The organism is Variovorax sp. GW821-FHT09D04, assembly GCF_059416405.1.
In genome coordinates this window covers 33,725-56,817 of record NZ_JBWKPA010000007.1, presented here as the reverse complement: position 1 = coordinate 56,817, position 23,093 = coordinate 33,725, and the positions used below count along the sequence as shown (strand labels likewise).

General features: G+C 67.4%; 18 protein-coding genes. 9 read left to right on the top strand and 9 right to left on the bottom strand.

The genetic code is table 11. The features are described 5' to 3' along the window. Positions 1-855 carry an AAA family ATPase gene (locus AC07O4_RS21170; RefSeq protein ID WP_070062691.1) on the bottom strand — a complete coding sequence of 285 codons (855 nt, stop codon included), beginning with the start codon at positions 853-855 and terminating at the stop codon, positions 1-3. A 150-nt stretch (positions 856-1,005) separates the two neighbouring features. On the opposite strand from AC07O4_RS21170, the gene AC07O4_RS21165 reads away from it, so the two are divergent. After that, on the top strand, positions 1,006-1,698 hold the full coding sequence (locus AC07O4_RS21165) for a c-type cytochrome (protein WP_495305567.1): 693 nt from the start codon (positions 1,006-1,008) through the stop codon (positions 1,696-1,698). 81 nt (positions 1,699-1,779) lie between these two features. Here the strand turns inward: AC07O4_RS21165 and pcaG are convergent, their stop codons facing one another. Then, positions 1,780-2,391: a protocatechuate 3,4-dioxygenase subunit alpha gene (pcaG, locus tag AC07O4_RS21160; RefSeq protein ID WP_159279303.1), complete on the bottom strand. Its 612-nt coding sequence runs from the start codon at positions 2,389-2,391 to the stop codon at positions 1,780-1,782. Positions 2,392-2,403: 12 nt separating this feature from the next. Further along, positions 2,404-3,126: a protocatechuate 3,4-dioxygenase subunit beta gene (gene pcaH, locus AC07O4_RS21155; RefSeq protein WP_062482599.1), complete on the bottom strand. Its 723-nt coding sequence runs from the start codon at positions 3,124-3,126 to the stop codon at positions 2,404-2,406. 103 nt (positions 3,127-3,229) lie between these two features. Here pcaH and AC07O4_RS21150 point away from each other — a divergent pair, with 103 nt between their 5' ends. Continuing rightward, entirely contained in the window at positions 3,230-4,225 is a 996-nt protein-coding gene (locus tag AC07O4_RS21150) for a LysR substrate-binding domain-containing protein (RefSeq protein WP_495305566.1), read from the top strand. Positions 4,226-4,232: 7 nt separating this feature from the next. Here the strand turns inward: AC07O4_RS21150 and AC07O4_RS21145 are convergent, their stop codons facing one another. Beyond that, positions 4,233-4,667, bottom strand: a complete 435-nt coding sequence (locus AC07O4_RS21145) for a DUF1841 family protein (RefSeq protein ID WP_062482964.1) — start codon at positions 4,665-4,667, stop codon at positions 4,233-4,235. 298 nt (positions 4,668-4,965) lie between these two features. On the opposite strand from AC07O4_RS21145, the gene AC07O4_RS21140 reads away from it, so the two are divergent. From AC07O4_RS21140 to AC07O4_RS21110, 7 genes are all read left to right on the top strand, one after another. Further along, entirely contained in the window at positions 4,966-9,330 is a 4,365-nt protein-coding gene (locus AC07O4_RS21140) for a hypothetical protein (protein WP_495305565.1), read from the top strand. Positions 9,331-9,419: 89 nt separating this feature from the next. Then, on the top strand, positions 9,420-9,917 hold the full coding sequence (locus tag AC07O4_RS21135; RefSeq protein WP_062479666.1) for an OmpA family protein: 498 nt from the start codon (positions 9,420-9,422) through the stop codon (positions 9,915-9,917). Between the two features lie 111 nt (positions 9,918-10,028). Continuing rightward, on the top strand, positions 10,029-13,121 hold the full coding sequence (locus AC07O4_RS21130) for a glutamate ligase domain-containing protein (protein ID WP_159272919.1): 3,093 nt from the start codon (positions 10,029-10,031) through the stop codon (positions 13,119-13,121). Beyond that, positions 13,118-13,411, top strand: a complete 294-nt coding sequence (locus AC07O4_RS21125) for a hypothetical protein (RefSeq protein ID WP_495305564.1) — start codon at positions 13,118-13,120, stop codon at positions 13,409-13,411. Before AC07O4_RS21130 ends, AC07O4_RS21125 begins: the two co-directional genes overlap by 4 nt. Before the next feature lie 91 nt (positions 13,412-13,502). Beyond that, the gene (locus AC07O4_RS21120; RefSeq protein ID WP_495305563.1) at positions 13,503-15,341 is read left to right on the top strand and encodes a peptidase domain-containing ABC transporter; all 1,839 of its coding nucleotides are present in this window, start codon (positions 13,503-13,505) and stop codon (positions 15,339-15,341) included. Positions 15,342-15,441: 100 nt separating this feature from the next. Next, positions 15,442-16,737, top strand: coding sequence for an HlyD family type I secretion periplasmic adaptor subunit (locus AC07O4_RS21115; RefSeq protein ID WP_495305727.1), 1,296 nt, complete (start codon positions 15,442-15,444; stop codon positions 16,735-16,737). Further along, entirely contained in the window at positions 16,734-18,308 is a 1,575-nt protein-coding gene (locus AC07O4_RS21110) for a TolC family protein (RefSeq protein ID WP_495305562.1), read from the top strand. The genes AC07O4_RS21115 and AC07O4_RS21110 overlap by 4 nt, the downstream gene beginning before the upstream one ends. A gap of 129 nt (positions 18,309-18,437) precedes the next feature. On the opposite strand, the gene AC07O4_RS21105 is transcribed toward AC07O4_RS21110, so the two are convergent. Genes AC07O4_RS21105 through AC07O4_RS21085 form a run of 5 tightly spaced genes read right to left on the bottom strand, consistent with a single transcriptional unit; the run spans position 18,438 to position 23,085 of the window. Continuing rightward, entirely contained in the window at positions 18,438-19,850 is a 1,413-nt protein-coding gene (locus AC07O4_RS21105) for a sigma 54-interacting transcriptional regulator (protein WP_062479678.1), read from the bottom strand. Positions 19,851-19,874: 24 nt separating this feature from the next. Next, the gene (locus tag AC07O4_RS21100; RefSeq protein ID WP_495305561.1) at positions 19,875-21,644 is read right to left on the bottom strand and encodes a TadG family pilus assembly protein; all 1,770 of its coding nucleotides are present in this window, start codon (positions 21,642-21,644) and stop codon (positions 19,875-19,877) included. A gap of 13 nt (positions 21,645-21,657) precedes the next feature. Continuing rightward, complete coding sequence (locus AC07O4_RS21095) at positions 21,658-22,143, bottom strand: TadE/TadG family type IV pilus assembly protein (RefSeq protein ID WP_139704887.1); 486 nt, start codon at positions 22,141-22,143, stop codon at positions 21,658-21,660. After that, complete coding sequence (locus AC07O4_RS21090; RefSeq protein ID WP_139704885.1) at positions 22,140-22,625, bottom strand: TadE/TadG family type IV pilus assembly protein; 486 nt, start codon at positions 22,623-22,625, stop codon at positions 22,140-22,142. Before AC07O4_RS21090 ends, AC07O4_RS21095 begins: the two co-directional genes overlap by 4 nt. A gap of 46 nt (positions 22,626-22,671) precedes the next feature. Further along, the gene (locus tag AC07O4_RS21085) at positions 22,672-23,085 is read right to left on the bottom strand and encodes a DUF3613 domain-containing protein (RefSeq protein WP_495305560.1); all 414 of its coding nucleotides are present in this window, start codon (positions 23,083-23,085) and stop codon (positions 22,672-22,674) included. Between the last annotated feature and the right edge of the window lie 8 nt (positions 23,086-23,093).

The following is a 23,093-nucleotide window of genomic DNA, read 5'->3' as shown; positions in this document are numbered from 1 at the left end:
CTAGCGGTTGTTGCGTTGCATGAAGACGAGCTTCTCGAACAGGGTCACGTCCTGCTCGTTCTTGAGCAGCGCGCCCACCAGCGGCGGCACGGCGACCTTGTCGTCCTTGCTCTGCAGGGCTTCGAGCGGAATGTCCTCGGCCACGAGCAGCTTGAGCCAGTCGAGCAGCTCGGAGGTCGAGGGCTTCTTCTTCAGGCCGGGCAGGTTGCGCACGTCGTAGAAGGTCTTCATCGCCGACGTGAGCAGCTCCTGCTTCAGGTTCGGGAAGTGCACGGCGACGATGTGCTTCATCGTCTCGGCATCGGGGAACTTGATGTAGTGGAAGAAGCAGCGGCGCAGGAAGGCGTCGGGCAGTTCCTTCTCGTTGTTCGAGGTGATGAACACCAGCGGACGGTGCTTGGCGCGGATGAGTTCGCGCGTCTCGTAGCAGTAGAACTCCATGCGGTCGATTTCGCGCAGCAGGTCGTTCGGGAATTCGATGTCGGCCTTGTCGATCTCGTCGATCAGCAGCGCGACCGGCTTGTCGGCCGTGAAGGCCTGCCACAGCACGCCCTTGACGATGTAGTTCTGGATGTCCTTGACGCGCTGGCCGCCGTCCACATCGGCGAGTTGCGAGTCGCGCAGGCGGCTCACGGCGTCGTATTCATACAGGCCCTGTTGCGCCTTGGTGGTCGACTTGATGTGCCACTGCAGCAGCGGCATGTCGAGCGCTTGCGCCACTTCCTCGGCCAGCATGGTCTTGCCGGTGCCGGGCTCGCCCTTGACGAGCAGGGGGCGCTGGAGTGTGATGGCCGCATTGACCGCCAGCATCAGGTCCTGAGTGGCGACGTAGTTGTCTGAGCCCTTGAATTTCATGAGTGGAGCGGAGGCAGGGTGGAGAAAAGAACACACTCGATCTGCATTGCGCAGTCTCTTGTGCAGCCCGCGCGAGGTTCCCGTGGGACCCTTGCATATAATCGAATGTTGATTCGAAAAACTGTATCTCCACGAGATTGTGCGCGCAAAATGAACAAGTTGTTGACCACGATGTTTGCCCTTGCTGTCGCTTGCGTGACGGTCTCGGCCCAAGCCCAACAAGTCACTGGCAAGGCCCAGGACGGAGCCAAGAAGGTCCAGATGTGCGTGGGTTGCCACGGCATCATCGGCTACCAGGCGAGCTTCCCCGAGATCCACAAGGTCCCGATGATCGCGGGCCAGAGCGCCACCTACATCTCGGCCGCGCTCACCGCATACAAGGGCGGTGACCGCAAGCACCCGACGATGCGTGCCATCGCCGACAGCCTCACCGAACAGGACATCGCCGACCTCTCGGCCTACTACAGCCAGTTGGGCGTGAAGGAAGGCGACGCGCCTCCGGCAGCACCGGCCAAGGCCGCGTCCGAGAACGTCCAGGCGCTCATCGCGCGCGACAAGGACAACAGCTGCACCAAGTGCCACGGCGCCAACTTCAACACGCCGAACGACGGCACCGTGCCCAAGCTGGCCGGCCAGCACGCCGACTACCTGTTCGTGGCGCTGAAGTCGTACCGCGTGAAGAACAACCCCCACCTGGGCCGCTCGAACGCCGTGATGGCCGCACAGGTCGAACCCAAGAAGTTCACCAACGCCGAGCTGAAGACGCTGGCCACCCACATCAGCACGCTGCCCGGCGAACTGAAGGTCGTGCCTGAATCGCGCCTGCATCACGCGCCTCAGTGAGCCAGGCCAGTCCGCAAGACTGGTGCTCCAAAGAAAAAGCCCGCTGATGCGGGCTTTTTTTCGTCCGGATTTTCCCGGGGGTCAGACGTCGAAGAAGGCCGTCTCGTCCGCGCCCTGCATGCGGATGTCGAAGCGGTACGTCACCGCGCCGCCTTGTTCCACGCGCTCGGCGATCAGCGTGTGGCGGCGATCGGCCGGCACGCTCTGCAGCACGGCGTCCTTCGCATTGGCCTCGGCCTCGTCGCTGAAGTACACGCGCGTGAAGGCATGCAGCAGCAGGCCGCGCATGAGCACGATCACGTTGATGTGCGGGGCTTCGCCGGGCGTTTCGGCGCCGGGCTTGACGGTGTGGAACACGAAGCGGTTCTGCGCGTCGGTGCCCGTGCCCACGCGGCCGAAGGCGCGAAAGCCCAGGGCGCGTGCCTCGTCGGGCGTTTGCGGGTAGCGGCCTTCACCGTCGGGCTGGCTGATCTCGACCAGCGCGTCGTTGATCGGGTTGCCGTCGCCGTCGATCACGCGGCCTTCGAGGCGGATGCGCTGGCCGCTGGCGGTGTCCAGCGCCAGCACGGCGTCGAAGGGCTGGTTGAAGTTGTAGCCGTACTGCGTGGCGGTGAGGCCATAGGCGAAGTAGGGGCCCACGGTCTGCGAGGGGGTCTGGCCGAAGTCGGCTTCCTGTGCGGTCATCAATGGCATGGGGAATTCCTTTCAGCGGTTCTCGAACGGCGTTTCATCGGCGCCGCGTAGCACCATGTCGAACTGGTAGCCCAGGGCGTAGCCTTCCTCGGTGATGTCGAGGCTGAAGTCGGCAATGAGGCGGTTGCGGTAGCGCTCGGGCGTGCCGGTGACCATCGGGTCGTACTGCAGCAGCGGGTCGCCGGGGAAGTACATCTGCGTCACGAGGCGGCTGGCGAAGCTCTGGCCGAACAGCGACAGGTGGATGTGCTGCGGGCGCCAGGCGTTGGGGTGGTTGCCCCAGGGATACGCGCCGGGCTTGATGGTGAGGAAGCGGTAGCGGCCTTCGCTGTCGGTCAGGCAGCGGCCCGCGCCCAGGAAGTTGGGGTCCAGCGGGGCGTCGTGCTGGTCGACCTTGTGCACGTAGCGGCCCGAGGCATTCGCCTGCCACAGCTCGACCAGCGTGTTGGCCACCGGGCGGCGGCGCTCGTCGAGCACCTGGCCGGTGAGGATCATGCGTTCGCCCAGCGGCTCGCCGTTGACGCGCGCGTTGCGCGTGAGGTCGTGGTCGAACTCGCCGATGCTGTCGTGGCCGTACACCGGTTGCTGCAGCTCGCCGAGCGAGGCCTTCAGCGGAATGAGCGGCTTCTGCGGGCCGCGCTTGCCGGTCGACTTGTAGCCGGGGTAGATGTAGCTGGGGTGGGCGTCCCAGTCGCGCGGGGTGAGGGTGGGCTGAACGCCGCTGGTCTTGGTCATGTACGTTGTCTCCTGTCGTGGGACGAATCCGAAGCCCGCACTGTAGAAGTCGCGATCAATGATGTAAATTGAAGATTGTTCCAGTTTCAATAACCAGAAGGCATTGAAAAAGTCTCCCGCCGAGCTTCGCCAGGATTTCGTGCGCAACGTGCAGCTGCGGCACCTGCGCGCCTTTGTCGCGGTCGCGCAGGAGCGCCACCTGGCGCGCGCGGCCGAGCGGCTGGCGCTGAGCCAGCCGGCGGTGTCCAAGACGCTGTCGGAGCTCGAGGCCGTGGTCGGCACCCGGCTGGTGGAGCGCAGCCAGGCCGGCCGCCGCGGCGTGCAGGGCCTCACGCCGGCCGGCGAACAGCTGCTGGCCCACGCCCTGCGCGTGCTCGAAGCGATGGACGCCAGCGCCCAGGCCGTGGCGCCGGCCGCGGGCGGGCGCATCGAGCGCCTGCGCATCGGCGCCTTGCCCAGCGTGGCGCCCGCGCTGCTGCCGGTGGCGCTGGCGCGGCTGCGCGAGGGCTGGCCGGCGGTGCAGATCCTGGTGAAGAGCGCGGCCAACGCCGTGCTGCTCGACGAGCTGCGCGCCGGCGAGCTCGATCTCGTGGTCGGCCGCATGAGCGATCCGCGTCTCATGGGCGGCCTGAGCTTCGAGCTGCTGCACACCGAGCCGCTGGTGTTCGCCGTGCGCGCCGACCATCCGCTCGCGCTCAAGCCGGCGCCGGTGCAGGCGGTGCTCGACTATCCGCTGGTGGTGTACGGCGAGGGCACGATCCCGCGCCACAACACCGAGAGCTTCCTGTCGGCGCGCGGCCTGGCGCTGCCGCGCAATGCCCTGCAGACGCTCGACGTGGCGGTGGCACGCGCGCTGGTGGCGGTGTCGGACGCGGTGTGGATCACGCCGCTGGGCGCCGCGCGCAGCGAGCTGGCCGATGGCCGCCTGGTGCGCCTGCCGATTGACACCACCGGCACCGAGGAGCCGGTCGGCCTCCTGCAGCGCAGCGAGGCCGAGCCGTCGCCGCTGCGCGCCGCGATGGCGGGGCTGCTGCGCGAAGCGGCGAAAGCGCAGGGCGCGTTGCCGGCGCGAAAAGGAACGCCGCGCGCGACCGGCTGACGGTTCGTCAGTCCTTCGTGGCGCGGCGCTGCACGCAGGCGACGTAGCCATCGCCATCCGGTGGGCGCCCCGCGCGCTGGCTCTCCCACATCATCTGGCCCAGGCAATCCATCGCCTCGTGGTGCGCATGCAGCAGCGAGCCGCGGCGCGCGGCCAGCAGCTCGACGGCCTGGCGGATGCCGCGCGGCTGGTCGATGGAGCACTGCTCGCTGATCGACAGGTGCATCGACAGATGCAGGAACGGGTTCTCGCGGCCGTTCGATCCGTCGTAGACCCGCGCCACGGCCGCGTCGGCGTCGATCAGGTCCTCGTGGTACTCGGGGTGCTCGTCGATCCAGCCGGCCGCGATGGTCTCCAGCGGCTCCATCGGCAGGCCCTGCCGGTGCTTGGCGTACACGTCGCAGAAGAAGCGGCGCACGTCTTCCTGGGAGGGATTGAACATATATAGAAGAGAGAAGAAGGAAAGAGAAAACGCGGGTGGCGCGGCGCGGGCGCCAGGGCTGTGGAAAGTGCGCGCGACACGCCCGGCGTTCCGGGTACGAGGCGTTACATCGTTACGTAACGAATCGCGAATTGACCTCCTTACGGGCTGTTTCGGAGGTCGGTGCGTTGCGCGGTTTTCAGAAAAATATCCATACAAATCAATCACTTGAGGCGCCGATGGCGCGGCGTTGGCACGGCGGCGGAAAAGCGGCACGCAAGTTGCCCCTGTAGATGCATCTTTTGTCACAGAGGCTGCCATGACCGCTCCACAAGCATCGACCGTTTCGACCGAAGGGCTCGCCGCCACTGGCGCGCCCGTGGTTCTCGCCCAAGCCACCGTCACGCCGCTCGGCACGCCGGGCATCAGCGCCGGCGCCTCCGCCGCGCCTGCGGCCGTGGCGTCGCCCAGCGTGGGCACATTGTCCAATGCTACGCCCGGCGTTGCAGTGATGCGCGAGGGTGTCCGCATTCCGGTGGACGGCAATCAGACCCTGATGGCCGGCGACCGCGTGATCGTGCCGGACGGCGGCCAGGCCAACGTGCTGTTCCCCGGATCGGCCTCCAACAAGGCGCCGCTGGCCGGCGTCTTCACCGGCGGCACCGATGCGACCATCGGCTCGACCAAGCTGCCCGGCGGCCTCGAACAAGTGAATGTGGACGTCGCCTCGGGCGACCTGCAAGTGACCCCGCCGGACAGCGACGCCGATGCGGCCGCCCTGGCAGTGACCAAGAAGACCGCGGCCGGCAGCGGCATCGGCCTCGGTGAATTCGCGCTGGGCGCCCTGGGCGCCGCGGCGCTGGGTGCTGCACTGAGCGGTGGTGGCGGCGACGGTGGCACCACCGGCTTCCCGCTGTTCGTGGGCGGCCCGGGCGGTGAGTCCGATGCGGACGCTGATTCGGACTCGGACTCGGACTCGGACTCGGATTCCGACTCGGACTCTGACAGCGACTCGGATTCGGACAGCGACTCTGACTCGGATTCGGATTCGGATTCGGATTCCGATTCGGACTCGGACAGCGATTCGGACTCTGACTCCGACTCGGACAGCGACTCCGACAGCGACTCCGACAGCGATAGCGATAGCGATAGCGATAGCGATAGCGACTCGGATTCGGACAGCGACTCTGATTCGGACTCTGACTCGGATTCGGACAGCGACTCCGACTCGGATAGCGACTCTGATTCCGACTCGGACAGTGACTCGGATTCAGACTCTGACTCTGACTCGGACAGCGACTCTGATTCGGATTCGGACAGCGACTCCGACTCGGACAGCGATTCCGACTCCGACGCAGACGCCGACCACCTCCTCGACCCAGCCGACGGCATCGTGGGTGGCGTGGTCGACGGCCTGGATGACGCGCTCGGCCTTGGTGGCTCGCTGACCCCGGTGGCGGGGGTGGTGGATGACCTGACCGACGTCGTCGACGACGTGCTCGCTCCGCTGCTCGGCGAAGAGTTCCAGGCCAACAACCCGAACCAGCTCGACCCGATCGACGACACCGTCGGCAGCATCACCGACCCGCTCGGCGAAGCGCTCAGCCCGGTGCTCGATCCGCTGCTCGGTGCCGGCGCCGCCGGTGCCATCCTGGACGGCCTGCTCGGCCAGGTCGACTACGTGACCGACGCGCTCAACAACGGGCTCGAGAACCTCGTCGGCGACAACGGCATCGTCAGCGGCCTCACCGACGCCCTCGGCCTGGGCGGCGTCACCGACCAGCTGCTGGGCGATGACGGCGCGCTCGGCGGCCTGCTCGAGAACGTGCTCGGCGAAGGCAGCCTCGTGGCCGGCGTGCTGGCCGAAGACGGCCTGGTCGGTGGCCTGTTGGCACCGGACGGCCTGGTCGGCGGCCTGCTGGGTGAAGACACCGCCGTCGGTGGCCTGCTCGACACCGTGCTCGGCGAGGACGGCCTCGTCGGCGGCCTGCTCGGCGACGGCGCCCTCGGCAACCTGACCGGCGGCCTGCTCGGTGCAGAGGGCCTGCTGGGCGGTCTGCTCGGCGACGACGGCGCGATCGGCGGCCTGCTGGGCGACAACGGCCTCGTGGGTGGCCTGCTCGGCGGCGACGGCGCACTGGCCGGCCTGGCCGGTTCGGAAGGCCTCACCGGCGAACTGCTCGGCCAGGGTGGCCTCATCGACAACCTGCTCGGCCAGGACGGCGCGATCTCCGGCCTGCTCGCCGACAGCCCGCTGGGCGGTCTGCTTGGCGGCGACGACGGCCTGCTGGGCGGCCTGCTCGGCGGTGTCATCGGCGAAGGCGGCCCCATCGGCGGCCTGCTCGGCAACGACGGCCTGATCGGCGGCCTGCTGAGCGACGACGGCTTGCTGGGCGGTGTGCTCGGCAGCGACGGCCCGTTGGGCGGCCTGCTGGGTGACGACGGCCTGGTCGGTGGTTTGCTCGGCGATGCCGGCCCCATCGGCGGGCTGCTCGGCGGCGACGGCGTGCTGGGCGGCGTGCTCGGCGACAACGGCCTGGTCGGCGGTCTGCTCGGCGGCACCGGCCCCATCGGCGGCCTGCTCGGTGACGACGGCCTGCTCGGCGGCCTGCTGGGCGACAACGGCCCGCTGGGTGGCCTGCTCGGCGGCGACGGTGTCGGCGGCCTGCTCGGACCGGACGGCGTGGTCGGCGGCCTGCTGGGCGAAGACGGCCCTGTGGGCGGCCTGCTCGGTGAAGAAGGCCTCGTCGGCGGTCTGCTGGGCGGCGTGCTCGGCGGCATCGGCGGTGGCGGCACCCCCGGCACCGGCGCGGCCCTGCTCGACCCGGCCGACAGCGTGGTGGCCGGCCTGGTGAACGGCCTGAACAACGGCGTGCTCGGCGACCTCGGCCTGGGCGACGTGCTGGCCCCGGTCTCGCAACTGACCGACAGCCTGACCGACACGGTCGACGGCCTGCTGGCCCCGGTGCTCGGTTCCAGCTTCACGCCGAACGACCCGAACGTGCTCGACCCGGCCGACAGCCTCGTCGACGACGTGACGGACGGCGTGGGCGGCCTGGTCAGCCCGGTGGTCGACCAGCTGCTCGGCGCCGGCGCGACGAACGGCCTGCTGAACGCGGTGGATACGCAGGTCGACTTCGTGACCGACGGCGTGGCCAACCTGATCGGCGGCGATGGCCTGCTGGGTGGCGTGCTGGGTGGCGACGGCGGCCTGCTGGGCGGTGTCCTCGGCGGCGACGGTGGTCTGCTCGGCGGCGTGCTGGGTGATGACGGCCTGCTGGGCGGCTTGCTCGGCGGTGAAGGCGGTCTGCTGGGTGGCGTGCTCGGCGAGGGCGGCCTCCTGGGTGGCGTCCTCGGCGGCGAAGGTGGTCTGCTCGGAGGCGTGCTGGGTGACGACGGCCTGCTGGGCGGCTTGCTCGGCGGTGAAGGCGGTCTGCTCGGTGGCGTGCTGGGTGACGACGGCCTCCTGGGTGGCGTCCTCGGCGGTGAAGGTGGTCTGCTTGGCGGCGTGTTGGGTGACGACGGTCTGCTGGGTGGCTTGCTCGGCGGCGACGGTGGTCTGCTCGGTGGCGTGCTGGGTGATGACGGCCTCCTGGGCGGCGTCCTCGGCGGCGACGGTGGTCTGCTCGGCGGTGTGCTGGGTGACGACGGCCTCCTGGGTGGCGTCCTTGGCGGCGACGGTGGCCTGCTCGGCGGCGTGCTGGGTGATGACGGCCTTCTGGGTGGCGTCCTCGGCGGTGACGGTGGCCTGCTCGGCGGCGTGCTGGGTGATGACGGCCTCCTGGGCGGCGTCCTCGGTGGCGACGGCGGCTTGCTCGGCGGCGTGCTGGGTGATGACGGCCTCCTGGGCGGCGTCCTCGGTGGCGACGGCGGCTTGCTCGGCGGGATCCTCGGCGACGACGGCCTGCTCGGTGGTGTCCTCGGCGGCGTGACCGGCGGCGACGCTGGTGGCCTGCTCGACGGCATCCTCGGCGACGACGGCCTGCTGGGCGGTGTCCTCGGCGGTGTGACTGGTGGCGACGCTGGCGGCCTGCTCGACGGCATCCTCGGCGACGACGGCCTGCTGGGCGGTGTCCTCGGCGGTGTGACCGGTGGCGACGCCGGTGGCCTGCTCGACGGCATCCTCGGTGACGACGGCCTTCTGGGTGGCGTCCTCGGCGGCGTGACCGGTGGCGACGCCGGCGGCCTGCTCGATGGCGTGCTGGGCGACGACGGCCTGCTCGGTGGGGTCCTCGGCGGTGACGGCGGCCTCCTGGGCGGCGTGCTCGGCGGCGGCGAAGGCGGTCTGCTCGGCGGCGCCCTCGGTGACGACGGCCTGGTCGGCAGCCTGCTCGGTGCGGACGGCCTCGTGGGCGGCCTGCTCGGCGGCCTGACGGGTGGTGCCGAACCGGTGGCCGGCATCCTGGAACCGGTGACGAGCATCCTCGACGGCTCGGCCGGCTCGGTGGTCTCGACGGTGGTCGAAACCGTGACCAACGCAGTCGAACCGGTGACCGACATCCTCGCCGGCACGCCGGCAGCCCCGGTGGCCGCGGTCGTGACCGGTGTGCTGGACACCGTCGAACACACGGTGGCCCCGGTGCTCGACAACGTGCTCACCCCGATCACCAGCCTGCTCGACCAGAGCCCGGCCGGCGGTGCCCTGGCACCCGTGACGAACATCCTGCACGGCCTGCTGGGCTGATCCAAGGACACGAAGAAGGAGGAAGGGAAACCTCGATAGCAAGCAGACAGGGACGGGCCGTCAGCGGCCCGTCCCGCGAAAGGACCGTCATGAACAAGAATTTCCGGATACTGGCCCTCGTGGCAATGGGCGCAAGCCTCGCTGCCTGCGGTGTGCCTCCCAAGGGCGGTCGCGACGACGCGACCTACTACTACTCCAACAAGAGCGTGCGCGAAGTGCCCAAGGTGGAGCCGGCACCCCCGCCGCCGCCGCCGAACACACCGGCCAAGATCGTCTACTTCGACTTCGACCGGTACGACGTCAGGACGGGCGACCGCAGCATCGTCGAGGCGCACGCGGGCTACATGCGCAACCGGCCGGCGAGCCGGGTCGTGATCGAAGGCCACACCGACCTGCGCGGCGGCCGCGAGTACAACCTCGCGCTCGGCCAGCGCCGCGCCGAGGCCGTGCAACGCATGCTCACGCAGATGGGCGTGCCGGGCGAACGCATCGAAGCCGTCAGCTGGGGCATTGAAAAGCCCGCATCGCTTGCCACCACCGAGGAGGGCCATCAGCTCAATCGTCGCGCCGAGTTCAGCTACCGCTGAATCGGGAGCACGCGATGATTTCACGGGCGGTTTCCGGTCCGCGATCACGTCATTCAAGCGAGAGCAGATGACGGACGCGACCGGCCTTCGCCCGCATTCGACCGGGGCCGAATGATGTCCTTCTCAGACCAGCTCCACGCCTGCCACGAGCGCCTGGTGTCCGTGTGCGCGGCGTTGCCTGCCCCGTACCCGGCCTTCACGCTCTTCTTCTCGGTGAGCGACGGCTCCCAGCGTGCGCACGTCGTGCATGCGCGGGCCGACGACTTCGAGACCGCCTGGCGCGAAGGCGCCGACCTCGTCGAGCGATGGGTGCGCGAGCGCGGCATCGTCTCGCCCTGGCTGCGCATCGACTGGGTCGAGGGCGCCAGTCCCATGGACTGGACGCAGTTCAAGACCCAGCTCACCGCGGTCAAGCGCAACTACTTCCGGCTCGGCCTGGCCTTCGACCAGGACTTCGGCTTCGCCTTCACCGAGCAGGAACTCAACGCCAACGCCATGCTGTGCGGCGATTCGACCATCGCGCATTCGGTGGTGAACGTGCGCAACTTCGACGTCTATGCGCAGGCCCGCTTCGAGCGCACGCTGCCGCTGGAAGAGTCGTCCGAGCGCACGGTGTACCTGCTGGCCACGGTGGGCGTGTTCTGCCAGCCCGACGGCGTGGTGCACAAGCTCGTGGGCACGGGGCTCGACGCGGGCCGCCGCCAGCTGCCGGCGCTCAACCCGCAGGCGGTGCTCGAGCTGGTGCGCAGCGGCTCGTCGTACCTGGCGCGCCAGATGCAAAGCGACGGCCTGTTCGTGTACGGCTACTTCCCGTGCTTCGACCGCCGAATTCCGACCTACGACGCGATGCGCCATGCGGGCACCGTGCACGCCATGCTCGAGGCCTGGGAGCTCACGCGCGACGACACGCTGCGCGCGGCCATCGACCGTGCCATCGACCACCTCACCGACGCGCTGATCCGCGACTACACGCTGCCCGACGGCCGCGAGGTGGCCTACCTGGTCGACACCGGCGGCGAGATCCGACTGGGCGGCAACGCGGCCTGCGTGCGCATGTTCGTGCGCTACTGCGAGCTGATGGAAACGCGCCACTGGCTGCCGCTGCTGGAGAAGCTCGCGCTGGGCATCGTGGCGCTGCAAGACCCCGCCAGCGGGCGCTTCGACCACGTGCTGCACGCGGCCGACCTGTCGCTCAAGCAGGCCTCGCGCGTCATCTTCTACGACGGCGAGGCGGCCTTCGGCCTCATGCGCCTGTACGGCCTCACGCGCGATCCGCGCTGGCTGGCCGCGGTCGAGAAGGCCTTCGACCACTTCATTGCCAGCCAGCACTGGCAATCGCACGACCACTGGCTCAGCGGCTGCGTGAACGAGCTCACGCAGTGGAGCCCGCAGGAGCGCTACTTCCGTTTCGGGCTGCAGAACGTGGCGGGCTACCTGGACTTCGTGCTCGACCGCAAGACTACCTTTCCCACGCTGCTCAGCCTCATGCTGGCGGCGCAGCAGATGCTGCAGCGGCTGGAGAGCATGCCCGCCATGCGGCACCTGCTCGACGAGCTGGACACCGAGAAGTTCTACCGCGCGCTCGACTACCGCGCGCACTACCTGCTCAACGGTTTCTTCTGGCCCGAGATGGCGATGTACTTCCGCCGGCCGTCCACGGTCGTCGGCGCCTTCTTCGTGCGGCACCACTCGTTCCGCGTGCGCATCGACGACGTCGAGCAGTACGTGACGGGCTTCGCGGCCTACCACCGCTACCTGCTCGACCGGCGCAGCCAGCCTGGCGGCGCGGGCCCCGGCGGCGGTGGTGGTGGCGTGCGCGACGACGGCGCGGTCTGGACGGCCAGCGAGATGGCCCGCGTCACCGGCGGCGAATGGGTGGTCAAGCCCGAGGACGGCTGGCGCGCCACCGGCGTGACCCAGCGCACCTTCATGCGCAAGGGCCGCGTCGTGTTCGAACACCAGGCCCGGCCCTCGAAGACGCCGCTGGCCGCCGTCACGCTCAAGGGCGTGCTGCAGCCGGCCGCGGCCGTGCTGTGCACCGACCCCAAGCCGCACCTGGACAAGCGCGTGCCCGTGCTGCAGGTGGCCAACGTGCTGCAGGCCGTGCTCGAGCTGGGCGACCACGCACGCACCGAATTCACCGGCCGCGTGTGCGGCGTGCTGGGCAGCGGCGCGGGCAGCAGCACCGTGGCCGCCATGCTGGCCGGCGCGCTCACCGTGTGGGGCGAGGTGGCGCAGCCCGAAGGCAACATCAGCCTGCCCTCAGGCATCGCGTGGAACCTCACCTGCATGCCGCGCCATGCCGCCTACTGGGTGCTCGAAATGGGTACCTCGCACATGCCGGCCTCGGCGCAGCTGATGCGGCCTTCGCTCATCGTGGTGACGGGGCTGTCGGCCGCGTCGCAGAAACACCGCGGCCCGTCGGAGGCCGCCGCGCGGCTCGATTGCCGCATGTTCCAGGCCATGGCCGCGGGCGATCGCGTGGTGCTCAACCGCGACATGCCCGAGTTCGCCACCTTCGCCGAAGCGGCCATGGCGCACCAGCTGCAGATCGTGACCTACGGCGAGCACAAGGACGCCGACGTGCGCCTGCTCGCCTTCGACCACGGCGAGGTGCAGGCCGAGGTGGCCGGCGAACCCTTCCAGCTGCGCCTGAATGCGCCGGGCCGCCACATGGGCGCGAGCGCCGTGGCCGCGCTGGCCGCGCTGCAGGCGCTGCGCCTGCCGCTGGCCGCCGCCGTCGAACCCTTTGCGCACTTCGAGCCGCCGGGCGGACGCGGTGCGCTGCACACCATTCACATCGGCGGCGGAAGCTTCAAGCTGATCGATGAAACCTACGACGCCAACCCGAGTTCGATGCGGGCGGCGCTTGAGTTGCTGTCACAAGCCCCCTGCGAGCCTGCGCGCCGGGTGGCCATTCTGGGCGACATGCAGGAGCTGGGGCCCGCGGCGCAACGCCATCACCTCGATCTGGAGGCCGAGTTGCTGGCGTCGCAACCTGACCGCGTGCTCTTGTGCGGACCTTTGATGCGGGCGCTTCACACGCGCATCCGCACCAAGGTCCGCTCCCATTGGTTTGTCGATGTGTCCGACCTCTCCACCGCACTCGGCGGGCTGCTGCAACCAGGCGACTGGGTGCTGGCGAAGAGCTCCGCGGGTGTCGGTCTTTCCCGGCTGGCCCGGGTCCTGAAAGCACTGCCATGAGATGGAACGCACTGGTCCACATCCCCTATGAATCCGAACGCGAGGTACCCCCGCGGCGCTGGTGGCTGGGCTGGCTGCAGCTGCTGTGCGCCTGGGTGCTGCTCATGCTGCTGTGCGCCAACATCGCCCTCGTTTTTGCCGAAGGCCTGCCGGGCTCGTCCGGCCGCACCGCGACCCACAGCCATGCCCACAAAACGATGAATTGCACGCTCAGGGAAAACGCCGCGCCGCAAGGAGCGCGCGGCGCGGAAACGACCGGTCCGGCGCAGGTTCGCACCCACCGATGCTGAGAGGCGTCAGAGGCGAATTTTTGCCTTGTAACAGTCGGGTAACAGTTGATAATGATGCAGGCGTCGTTGCCCGACGGATCGGTCTTTTTCCATGATCAAGTTCCTCTTGCCCAGCCAGCTGGTTGCCGACAGGCCGGAAGTCCCCGGCGCCAGTCCGTATGCCAATGCGCTGAACGATGCGTTTCGCGCGGCCTACCCGCTCGTCAAGAGCGCGGCCTGGCTGTCACTGCCCATCAGCCTGTTCGGGCTGCTGCCTTCGATCTTCCTGCTGCAGGTGTATGACCGCGTGCTCTCGCGCAGCGGCGTCTCCACGCTCGCCGCGCTGGTGAGCGGCATCCTGTTCTTCCTGTGCATCGAGTTCTGGCTGCGCACGCGCCGCTCGCGCCTGCTGCGCAACGCGGGCGCCACTGTCGACCACGGCGTGTCGGGCGCGCTGCTGCACTCCATGCTCGGGCGACCGCTGCGCGCGCTCGAGGCGCGGCCGGCCTCGTCCTGGCAGCTGTTCTTCCGCGACGTGGGCGCGGTGCGCGGCACCGTCACCGGCGGGCTCGCGCAATCGATCTTCGACCTGCCGATGGCGATCTTCGCGCTGATCGTGATCGGCATCGTCGCGCTGCCGGTGCTGCCCGTGGTGGCGGCCTTCCTGGCCATCATGGCGTTCCTGGCCTGGTGGTGGGCCGACGAAGTGCGCGCCGGCCGCGTCGAAGAAGTGCTGCGCGGGCGCGGGCTCGATCGCATCACCTCCGAGATCTGCCATGCGCGCGAGACGCTCAAGGCGCAGTCCAACGACGGCCCGACCATCGAGGTCTGGCAGCAGACCTACAACGCCTGGCTCAGCGAGAGCTTCGGCAAGAACGGCCAGATCGAAACCGCGCGCGACGGCACCACCGTGCTGCTCACCGTGTTCTCGGTGATCGTCGTCACCGTCGGCGCCATCGCCGTCATGCAGCAGTGGATGACGGTGGGCGGCCTCGTCGCTTCCAACATGCTCGCGCTGAAGGCGCTGCAGCCGGTGGCCGGGCTGGTGTCGAACTGGCGCGCGCTGGCCACCGCCAAGGAAGCCGCCAAGCGCCTGGAGACCGTGCTCGGCGAGCCGGTCGAGAAGGCGCCCACCGGCATGGCGCTGCCGCAGCCGCTGGGCCGCGTCACGCTGAAAGACGTGAGCTTCAGCTTCACCGAAGACGCGCCGCAGCCCGTGCTGGAAAACGTCGACCTCGACATCGGCCCTGGCGGCCTGCATGTGATCGTCGGGCGCAACGGCGCGGGCAAGTCGACGCTCGTGAAGCTGCTGTCGGGCCTGTACACGCCCACGCACGGCGTGGTGAGCATCGGCGAGTACGACCTCTCGCAGTTCGGCCGCGAAGAGCTGTCGCGCTGGATCAGCTACCTCTCGCAAGAGGTGTACTGGTTCGGCGGCCCGCTGGTCGACACCATGCGCCGCGGCGCGCCGGGCCAGAGCGACGAGCAGATCGTCGCGGCCTGCAAGCTCTCGGGCGCGCACGACTTCATCTCGCGCCTGCCCGACGGCTATCGCACCGTGGTGGGCGAGGGCGGCACCGGCTTCTCGGTGGGCGAGCGGCGCAAGCTCGCGCTGGCCATGAGCTTCCTGCGCAAGCCCTCGGTGCTGGTGCTCGACGAGCCCAGCAACGACCTCGACTTTCAAAGCGAGCGCAACCTGCTCGCGACCATGCTCGCGGTGGCCAAGGTGCGCACCGTGGTCGTGGTCACGCACTCGCTGCGCATCGTGTCGGCGGCCTCCGCCGTCTATCACGTCACCGGCCAGGGCAACGTGGAAATCGGCTCCGCCGCCGTCATGGTGCCCAAGCTCTTCGGCGTGAAGAAGCCGCTCGTGGCGCTGGGCGACACCACCGACGACGGCAGTGGCAGCAGCAATGCAGGCGTCCCGGCCGCCTCGCGCTCGATGGCGTGAGCAAGAAGGGCCACGCGATGCGTGATTCGTGGTTGCCACGGATCGACCGACTGACAGACAGAGACAGGGGAACGGGATTTTGAAACCAGACTTGCCGCAGGTGCTTCAGGGCGAGAGCGAGAAACAGGCGGCGCAGACCACGCCGCAAGGCCGGCGGCGCCAGTGGATCATCGGCGGCGCGGTCGCGGTGCTGGCGGCGGTGGGGCTCGGCTTTCCGATGGAAACCGTCGTCGTCGCACCGGGCCGCGTGATCCCCTCCGACCGCGTGAAGTCGATCCAGCATCTGGAAGGCGGCATCGTCAGCAACGTGCTCGTGAAAGAAGGCGACAAGGTCAAGCAGGGCCAGTCGCTGGTCGAGATCGACCTGGGCGGCAGCGGCCTGAACTTCGAGGAGCTCACCGCGCGATACGCCGCCACGCAGGCCACGCGCGTGCGACTCATTGCCGAGAGCCGTGGCCAACCGCTCAAGCGCGATTCGTTCGATGCCGACATCGACGAAGCCGTGCTCGAAGGCGAGGTCGGTGCCTACCAGGCGCGCGCGCTCGAACAGCGCGGCGTCATGGCCGGTGCCGTGTCGGGCCTGGAGCAGGCGCGCAGCAAGCAGCTCGAACAGCAGGCCAAGGCCAAGGGCCTGAACGATCGGCTCGCGCTGATGCAGAAAGAGCAGGAGATCTCCGAACAACTGCTCAGCGAAAAACTCGTCGGCCAGGTCGAGGTGCTCGAGAAGCGCCGCCAGGCTGAAGCCGTGCGCAGCGAACTCGCCGTGGCGCGCCAGGGCGTGATCTCGGCGCAGGCCGCCATCACCGAGGCGCAGGCCAAGATGGCCGAGGCCGAGGGCCGCTTTCGCCGCCGCGCATCGGATGAACTCGCCACCGTCGAGCGCCAGTTCGCCAGCCTGAGCGAAGACCTCGCGCGCGCCCGCACCCAGCGCTCGCGCACGGTGGTGAAGGCGCCGGCCGACGGCATCGTGAAGGGCCTGCGCAGTTCCAGCGCCGGCTGGGTCGTGAAGCCCGGCGAATCCATCCTGGAGGTCGTGCCCGACGAGGACGAGATCATGGTCGAGGCGCGCCTCAACCCGAACGACCGCGGCTTTGTCGAAGTGGGGCAGGAGGCGCGCGTGAAGATCACCGCCTACGACTACCTGCGCTACGGCGCGGTCGACGGCAAGGTCAAGCTCGTGGCGGCCGACGCCGACCGCGATGCCGCCATTGCCAGCGGCGCGCCTTACTACCGCCTGCTCATCAGCATGTCGCAGTCGCACGTGGGGCGGCCGGAAAACCGCGTCACCGCCGGCATGGAGTCCGAAGTCGACCTGCGCGTGGGGACCGATCCGTTCATCTGGTACATCCTGCGGCCTGTGCTCAAACTGCGGCGCGAAGCCTTCCGCGAACCATGAGCAAGCCCGTGTTGCCGGGCCGGCGCGCGCGCATCGCCCCGGGTGTGCTTTGCGCGACCTTGTGCGTCAGCATGGCGCTGCCGCCCACCGCTTACGCCCAACCGTCGCCGGAGCAGGAGGGGCCGCCTGCAGCGCTGGCACTGTCGCGCCGCCTGTCGCCACCGTCCCTCGGCGCCGCGAGCTACGCGCAGCGCGTGAAGCAGGCGCTCATCGCGCTGTCGCAGGAGTACCCCGAAGTGCTGACCGCGCAGGCCGCGGCCAACACCAGCAGCTTCGGCGTCGACGCGGCCCGCATGGCGCGCTACCCGCGCTTCAAGGTCGGCACCTCGTCGGGCACCTACAGCAGCGGCGCCAAGGACGCGAAGAGCGAGAACTACACCGTGCTCACCGCCGAAGCGCGCGTGAGCCTGATCGACGGCGGCGCCATGAGCGCGGCGCAGCGCGCCGCCGAATTCGGCAACCAGGCCGACGACGAAGCTGTCACCACCACCTCGCAGAAAGTGGTGCTCGACGCACTCACCGCCTACCTGCAGGTGCAGCGCTTCGACCTGAAGAAGCAGATCGCGCACCGCGCCACCGAAGTGGTGGCCGACCTGTCGAAGGCCGAGGCACGCCGCGTGGCGCTCGGCGTGAGCGGCGACAACGACCTCAACATGGCCGCCTCGCGCCGCGCCCTCGTTGCCGCGCGCGAGTCCGACTTCGAGGCCCAGCGCGACGAGGCCCTGGCCAAGTTCCGCAACTACTTCAAGTTCTCGCCCGCGCCCGAATCGTTGCCCGTGCTCGCCGCGCCGGCGCACTGGCGCATCGGCTCGCAGGAAGAAGCGCTGCGCCGCGCCGAAGCGCGCAGCACCGAACTGGCCGAAGCCCAGGGCCGCGTGGCGCGTGCGCGTGCGCTGGTCGACCAGACCGAAGCCAGCCTGTACCCCACGCTCGACGCCGTCGTCGTGAAGAGCAAGGACCCGCGCGGCGTGTCGCCGCAAGACCCCACGCGCGCCGCGTTTGAATTGAACTGGAACTTCGGCAACGGCTTCGACCGCCAGCTCAAGCTCAAGGGCGCCCTGGCCGAAGTCGCGAACCAGGAAGCCAAGATGGAGGGCGTGAAGCTCAACCTGATGGAGCTCACCGCGTCGTCGTGGTCCCGCACCGTGGCCGGCCGCGAACGCGAGCGCCAGTTGATGGAAGCCGTCAGCACCTCGGGCCAGGCCTTCCGCGGCCGCCGCCGCCTCATGGAGTTCGGCCGCGAGACCCTGCCCCAGGTGCTCGATGCGCAGCTCGACTACTACACCCTGCTGTTCGACTACATCGACGGCGTGTTCGACCTGCGCATTTCGGAGTTGCGCCTGGCGCGCACTACTGGCGAACTGCGCATCGACCCCATCGGCGCCAACAACTGGATCGACCGCATCTTCGGCCCCCCGAGCCGCAACGTGCTGACCGAAGACGGCTTGCTGGGCGCGCTGTGCATCTCGAGCAACACGACCTGCGCGAGCGAACCGTTGGTCGACCGCGCACCGGGCGCATCGATTGCGAACCCGCCGCTGCGCCGGTCAACGCGCCTCGGAATCAACTGACTCCCGAGGCAAGCGCCAGCGAAGCCCCTTCGCGAAACACCACGGAACCGGCTTTGCCGGGCCGTAGGTGTTGCCCCCGGTAGGGGGAAGGAGAAGCGGACACGAAGTGCCGCGCAGCCTGGGGGCGAGCTAAGTTTCTTCGGGGATGCCAGGCTCGCCGTCGAGGATCTGGTACTTGCGCATCTTTTCCCACAGCACCTTGCGGCTGATGCCCAGGTGCTGCGCCGTGTCCTGGCGCTTCCAGTCGTTGATCTCGAGCGCCGCGATGATGCGGTTGCGCTCGCTGCTGTTCCAGCCCTTGCGATCGCCGTTCGCATCGAGCGGGACCCCCGTGCCGTTGCGGTCAGTGGCCAGCGCAGCCGGTGCCGGCGTGCCCCGCGTGAGCGCGATCGCGCGCTGGATGAGGTTCTGGTCCCAGCTGTGCAACTGCCGCGCGATCACGCCCACGCGCTCCGCGAGGTTGCGCAGCTGCCGCACGTTGCCGGGAAAGTAGGTTTCGGCCACCGCATCGCTGAGCCAGTGCGGCGTTTCGCCCAGGGCCTCGAGCTCGTCGCCGAGCACGTTCGCCAGCAGCGCCTTGAAGATCGCGATCTTGTCGATCTCGCCGCGCTCTTCGAGGCTCGGCACATGCAGCTCGATCACCGCGAGCCGGTAGAACAGGTCGGCCCGAAACTCGCCGCTCGCCACCATCTCGCGCAGGTTGCGGTTCGTCGCCGCCACGAGCCGGAAGTCGACGCGGATCGGCGACGTTGCACCCAGCCGCGTGACCGCGCTGTCTTCGAGCACGCGCAGCAACTTGACCTGCTGATAGCGAGGCAAGTCACCGATCTCATCGAGAAACAACGTGCCGCCCGTGGCCTGCTCGAAGTACCCGCGGTGCGCGTGCACCGCGCCCGTGAACGAGCCCTTCGTGTGGCCGAAGAACAGCGACTCGAACAGCCCGTCGGGAATCGCGCCGCAGTTCACCGCCACGAACGCGCCCTTGCCGTACTGCTGGTGCCCGATGTGAAGCTGTTGTGCGATGCGTTCCTTGCCCACGCCGGTCTCACCGCGCACCAGCACCGGATGGTTGCAGTCCGCAAAGGCGCCCACTTCGGCGAGCAGCCCTTTCATTGCATCGGAATGCGCCACCAGCACGTCGGGCGCCTGCGGCGCGACATCGCGCGCACGCAACTGGCGCACCAGCTTGGCCACCATCGTGCGCAGCTCGGCACAGGTGAAGTCGTAGGGCAGGACGTGCAGGTACTCGGGCGGATACGTGCGCGAATCGCGCTCGCGCGAAGCCGCAGCGACCCAGATCACCGGCATGCCTTGCAGCAGCTCGGTCGCGTGCGGAAGACCTCCACCGTCGATGACGGTGACGCTGATGATCGCGACGGAAGGACGCAACGCGACGCCGCGGTCCTGCTGCGGAGGCGGCAGGCCATCGGCCCGGATGACTTCCACGTCGAAGCTCGCCATGCACCGCGCAATGCGGTCGAGGATGTCGGCTTTGCCTTCCCAGACAAAGAGGTCGAGTTCGTCGAAGTTGGAGGCACTCATGTATCGAAAGGCAATGGCGAAGTGCTAGTAGACGAGCTTGGATTCGCCGCACAAAAGAGAAAGGAACCGGACATCGCTATAGCCAAGCTGAACCCCAAGCAGGTTGAGCAATGGAACGATGATCGCATCGAGCAAACCGAACAACGGGCTCAGGATGCTCAAGACAAAGGACAACAGGGGAGAGAGGATCCCGCCCAGTGGAAGTGGGAGCGCGCCGAGAAGCACGGTGGTCAGGGTCCACTTCGTGCCATCGGTGAAGTTGCTGAGTGTGTTGGATAGTACGGAGCCGACGGCATTGGAATTCACGGTCTGGACATCGTCTGTGTCTCCGATGACACCATTGAACGTGAGTTTTTGATAGCTGGTATCAGGAGTTTCCGCTTGCACCGGAACCTTGGCGTAGACCTGCAAGACCGGAATTCCCAGTGCACTGATCTCACTAATCATGGCGGGAGGCATTGCGCTGCAATTTATCGGGGTAGTCGTGTTTGACATCAGTGCATCGGAAACGCCCGCAATGCAGATGCTCGCCAATCCCGGTTTTGCCTCGATGTCGACTCGGCAGTCGGCCAAGGTACTTGCGCACTTGATACTGCTCAGTCGCCCATGCCCTTGGGCCACTTCGAGATAGATGGGCAAACGCAAGAGAGTCACCTTTACCAGCCAGGAGAGGCCCGGAATTTCGTTGGTGTCCACCAGCTTGACATCGAGCAGCAGTCTTACCGCGGCCGAATGTGCTTGCGTCCGCCAGTTGCCGTTGGCGTCTTTGCCTGCAGGGCCGATGGCGATAGATGGTGGCTCAATCACCACGAGTTGAACATCGGCCTTGGCCAATGCACCCAGATCAATAGTTGAACCGAGCTTGACGAGATTCTTTCCGGTGGCGATCTGAGCCGTGGTGGTCAGCAAATCCAGTACGTTGATCGCCGCGTTGGCTGCGCCCTCCCGAGAAGGAGTGGTGACCTTGAGCAGATCACCCAGCTTGATCTCCACGGACTTCACATTGGCGGAGATGATCGAATTGAGTGCCTGCACTGCCAACGCATTGGAGTTCCCGAGGGCCTGCACCATGGCCAGCATCAGGTCGTTCAACTTGATGGGAGTGTTGAGAAGCTCGTCCACGGTCCCGACATTTGGGATTGCGGAGATCAGGTCAAGCAGCCGAACCTGTGCTTTGGCCAGACCTTGGTAGTCCACCAGCTTGAGACTGATCTTGTTGCCGGTGCCGAGTAGTGCATTCAAGAGCTGATTGGCAACGCCTTCATTCAAACTGGCGAGGCCGGTTCCCAACGAGAACGAGGCGATCGGATCGTTGGCTGCGACTGCCTTGCTTTGAATCGTTCGATCCGCTTCAAAAAATGGCAGGAGAGAGATCGGTGTCCTCTTGATCGTGACACGAACGGCATTCAGCTCGGTCGTCGCGATTTCAAAATGATCAACCGTTGCCTTGTCGGGAGACCATCGACCGCATTCGATATCTTCATCGACCAGAGAGAAAACTGGCGGAAGATTCCGCTTGGTGTCGGTGGCCCCCGTTCCGTTGGCACTGAGTTTGGCGGCGGTTTTCGCGTCGGTGCAACCGTCCGCGCTGGAGATCATCTGGGCGCCGGCGAGGGCGGCCAGATCGGTCGCCTTTTGTATTTCTCTCTTCACGAAGAAGAGGTATCCCAGTTCAACACCGATGAGGGTGATGACGATGAGGCTCATCGCGATGGCCGTGTTGATGAGGATCGAACCTCGACCACGGCGTTGGAAAGAGGAGCTGGCGACCGGTCGGGTGAATACTGCGGTCATTTCTTCAGGCCTCTCATGATGTCGCCAGCGCGGCAGTTGCTTTGCCCTGCAGCTGCTTTATCCAGTTGCTGGCGTCGAAAAGCGGCATCTGAGGAAGGAAGCGAGCGTCGGTCTCATAGGGGTAGGTGACGGTCACGACGCAAGTGGGCGTGCTCGGTGCGACAGGACAGGATTCGATCGTGATGTGAGCCGAGATCCAATTCTTGCGGCTGGTCAGATTGCCGTTCGCCGATGCAGGAACGATGAGCGAACGAGCCAGGGACTCAACCACGGCCTGCTTCACCTTGACCGGATCGGGTGGTCGCGGCAGCAGGGTCGCCGCGCGAGCGCCATCTTCCGCGGCGCGAGAAACGACCTGCTGCGTGTAGAGGGCCGCACCGAAGGTCAGCAACGCGTACAGCACAAGAAAGAGGACCATGATCACCAGCGCAAACTCGATGGCTGCGACGCCACGTTGCGTACGGCAACCCGTACAGATGTCCTGTGCAACTGCCTTCATGACCCGGACCTCATGTCCAGAAGCATGCTGGCGTTGCCCACAATCTGGGCGGGCAGTGCAAAGCTTGGCAATGGGGGTAGGAGCGAACTCAAATTGTTCGCTTGCACGAGGACCACGACCTGGCAGCGATGGCTCCAGGCGACTCCACATCTGGCAGGCTTGGTTGGATCGCAGTTGTTGGTTTCGGCGGCGCAAATCTGGGCGGATACAACGGGTTGCACCACGGCAGGCATCCACTTGCTCTGGGCGGTTGCAATGGCGACCGCATGCTGCCTGCGTTCCTCCAGGCTGCTCTGGTAGCGGAGTGCGGCCCTTGCGCCGTCTTCCGCCGCGTTCTGAAGACCAAGCCGGAACGCGAAAAGCATGCCGTAGCAGATAACGGCATAGAGAAGGCTGAAGAAGATCATGAACACCACGGCGAACTCGATCGCATACACGCCGCGCTGAGCGCGTGATGATGTGGAAGCGCGGATCGCTTTCATGGCTGTTTCTATAGAGGGCTGATAGCGGGAGGGTCTGCCTTCCTTGCTACTTGGCGCCGCCAGTTCCGGAGGACGTCTTGACCGTCGAGCTCATTCGCTCCGGAATCGGGAACTCGAAACTCTTCAGATAACGTTCATAGCTTCGTTGCGCAACATTGCCTGCAATGGGGCGCGGTGTCTTGGATGCGATGTCACCGCTGCGTTGCCAGGCAAGCAACCCTTGAGTGGCGTCGCCCACTTGGAGCGACACATGGTCAAACTCTTCGGCGTCCGTGGCGTCGTTCTGAGACGGGTTGGCAGACGCCTCTGTCGTCACTTGCGTGCTTTGCGCCTTGGAGGCGGGAGGCGGCTCGGACTGCGTGGCGCTTTGTGCCATCGCCATCGACGAGGAGGTGAGAAGGGCGATGGCCCAGCTCAACCCGGACAGGGTGCGGAAAACCGTGCCGCATTCTTTTTTCATGGTGTACC

Excerpts from the sequence above, each read along its gene's own strand:
- AC07O4_RS21170 (WP_070062691.1), bottom strand. The coding sequence starts at position 855 with ATGAAATTCAAGGGCTCAGACAACTACGTCGCCACTCAGGACCTGATG.
- AC07O4_RS21165 (WP_495305567.1), top strand. The coding sequence starts at position 1,006 with ATGAACAAGTTGTTGACCACGATGTTTGCCCTTGCTGTCGCTTGCGTG.
- pcaG (WP_159279303.1), bottom strand. The coding sequence starts at position 2,391 with ATGCCATTGATGACCGCACAGGAAGCCGACTTCGGCCAGACCCCCTCG.
- pcaH (WP_062482599.1), bottom strand. The coding sequence starts at position 3,126 with ATGACCAAGACCAGCGGCGTTCAGCCCACCCTCACCCCGCGCGACTGG.
- AC07O4_RS21145 (WP_062482964.1), bottom strand. The coding sequence starts at position 4,667 with ATGTTCAATCCCTCCCAGGAAGACGTGCGCCGCTTCTTCTGCGACGTG.
- AC07O4_RS21140 (WP_495305565.1), top strand. The coding sequence starts at position 4,966 with ATGACCGCTCCACAAGCATCGACCGTTTCGACCGAAGGGCTCGCCGCC.
- AC07O4_RS21135 (WP_062479666.1), top strand. The coding sequence starts at position 9,420 with ATGAACAAGAATTTCCGGATACTGGCCCTCGTGGCAATGGGCGCAAGC.
- AC07O4_RS21130 (WP_159272919.1), top strand. The coding sequence starts at position 10,029 with ATGATGTCCTTCTCAGACCAGCTCCACGCCTGCCACGAGCGCCTGGTG.
- AC07O4_RS21125 (WP_495305564.1), top strand. The coding sequence starts at position 13,118 with ATGAGATGGAACGCACTGGTCCACATCCCCTATGAATCCGAACGCGAG.
- AC07O4_RS21120 (WP_495305563.1), top strand. The coding sequence starts at position 13,503 with ATGATCAAGTTCCTCTTGCCCAGCCAGCTGGTTGCCGACAGGCCGGAA.
- AC07O4_RS21110 (WP_495305562.1), top strand. The coding sequence starts at position 16,734 with ATGAGCAAGCCCGTGTTGCCGGGCCGGCGCGCGCGCATCGCCCCGGGT.
- AC07O4_RS21105 (WP_062479678.1), bottom strand. The coding sequence starts at position 19,850 with ATGAGTGCCTCCAACTTCGACGAACTCGACCTCTTTGTCTGGGAAGGC.
- AC07O4_RS21100 (WP_495305561.1), bottom strand. The coding sequence starts at position 21,644 with ATGACCGCAGTATTCACCCGACCGGTCGCCAGCTCCTCTTTCCAACGC.
- AC07O4_RS21095 (WP_139704887.1), bottom strand. The coding sequence starts at position 22,143 with ATGAAGGCAGTTGCACAGGACATCTGTACGGGTTGCCGTACGCAACGT.
- AC07O4_RS21090 (WP_139704885.1), bottom strand. The coding sequence starts at position 22,625 with ATGAAAGCGATCCGCGCTTCCACATCATCACGCGCTCAGCGCGGCGTG.
- AC07O4_RS21085 (WP_495305560.1), bottom strand. The coding sequence starts at position 23,085 with ATGAAAAAAGAATGCGGCACGGTTTTCCGCACCCTGTCCGGGTTGAGC.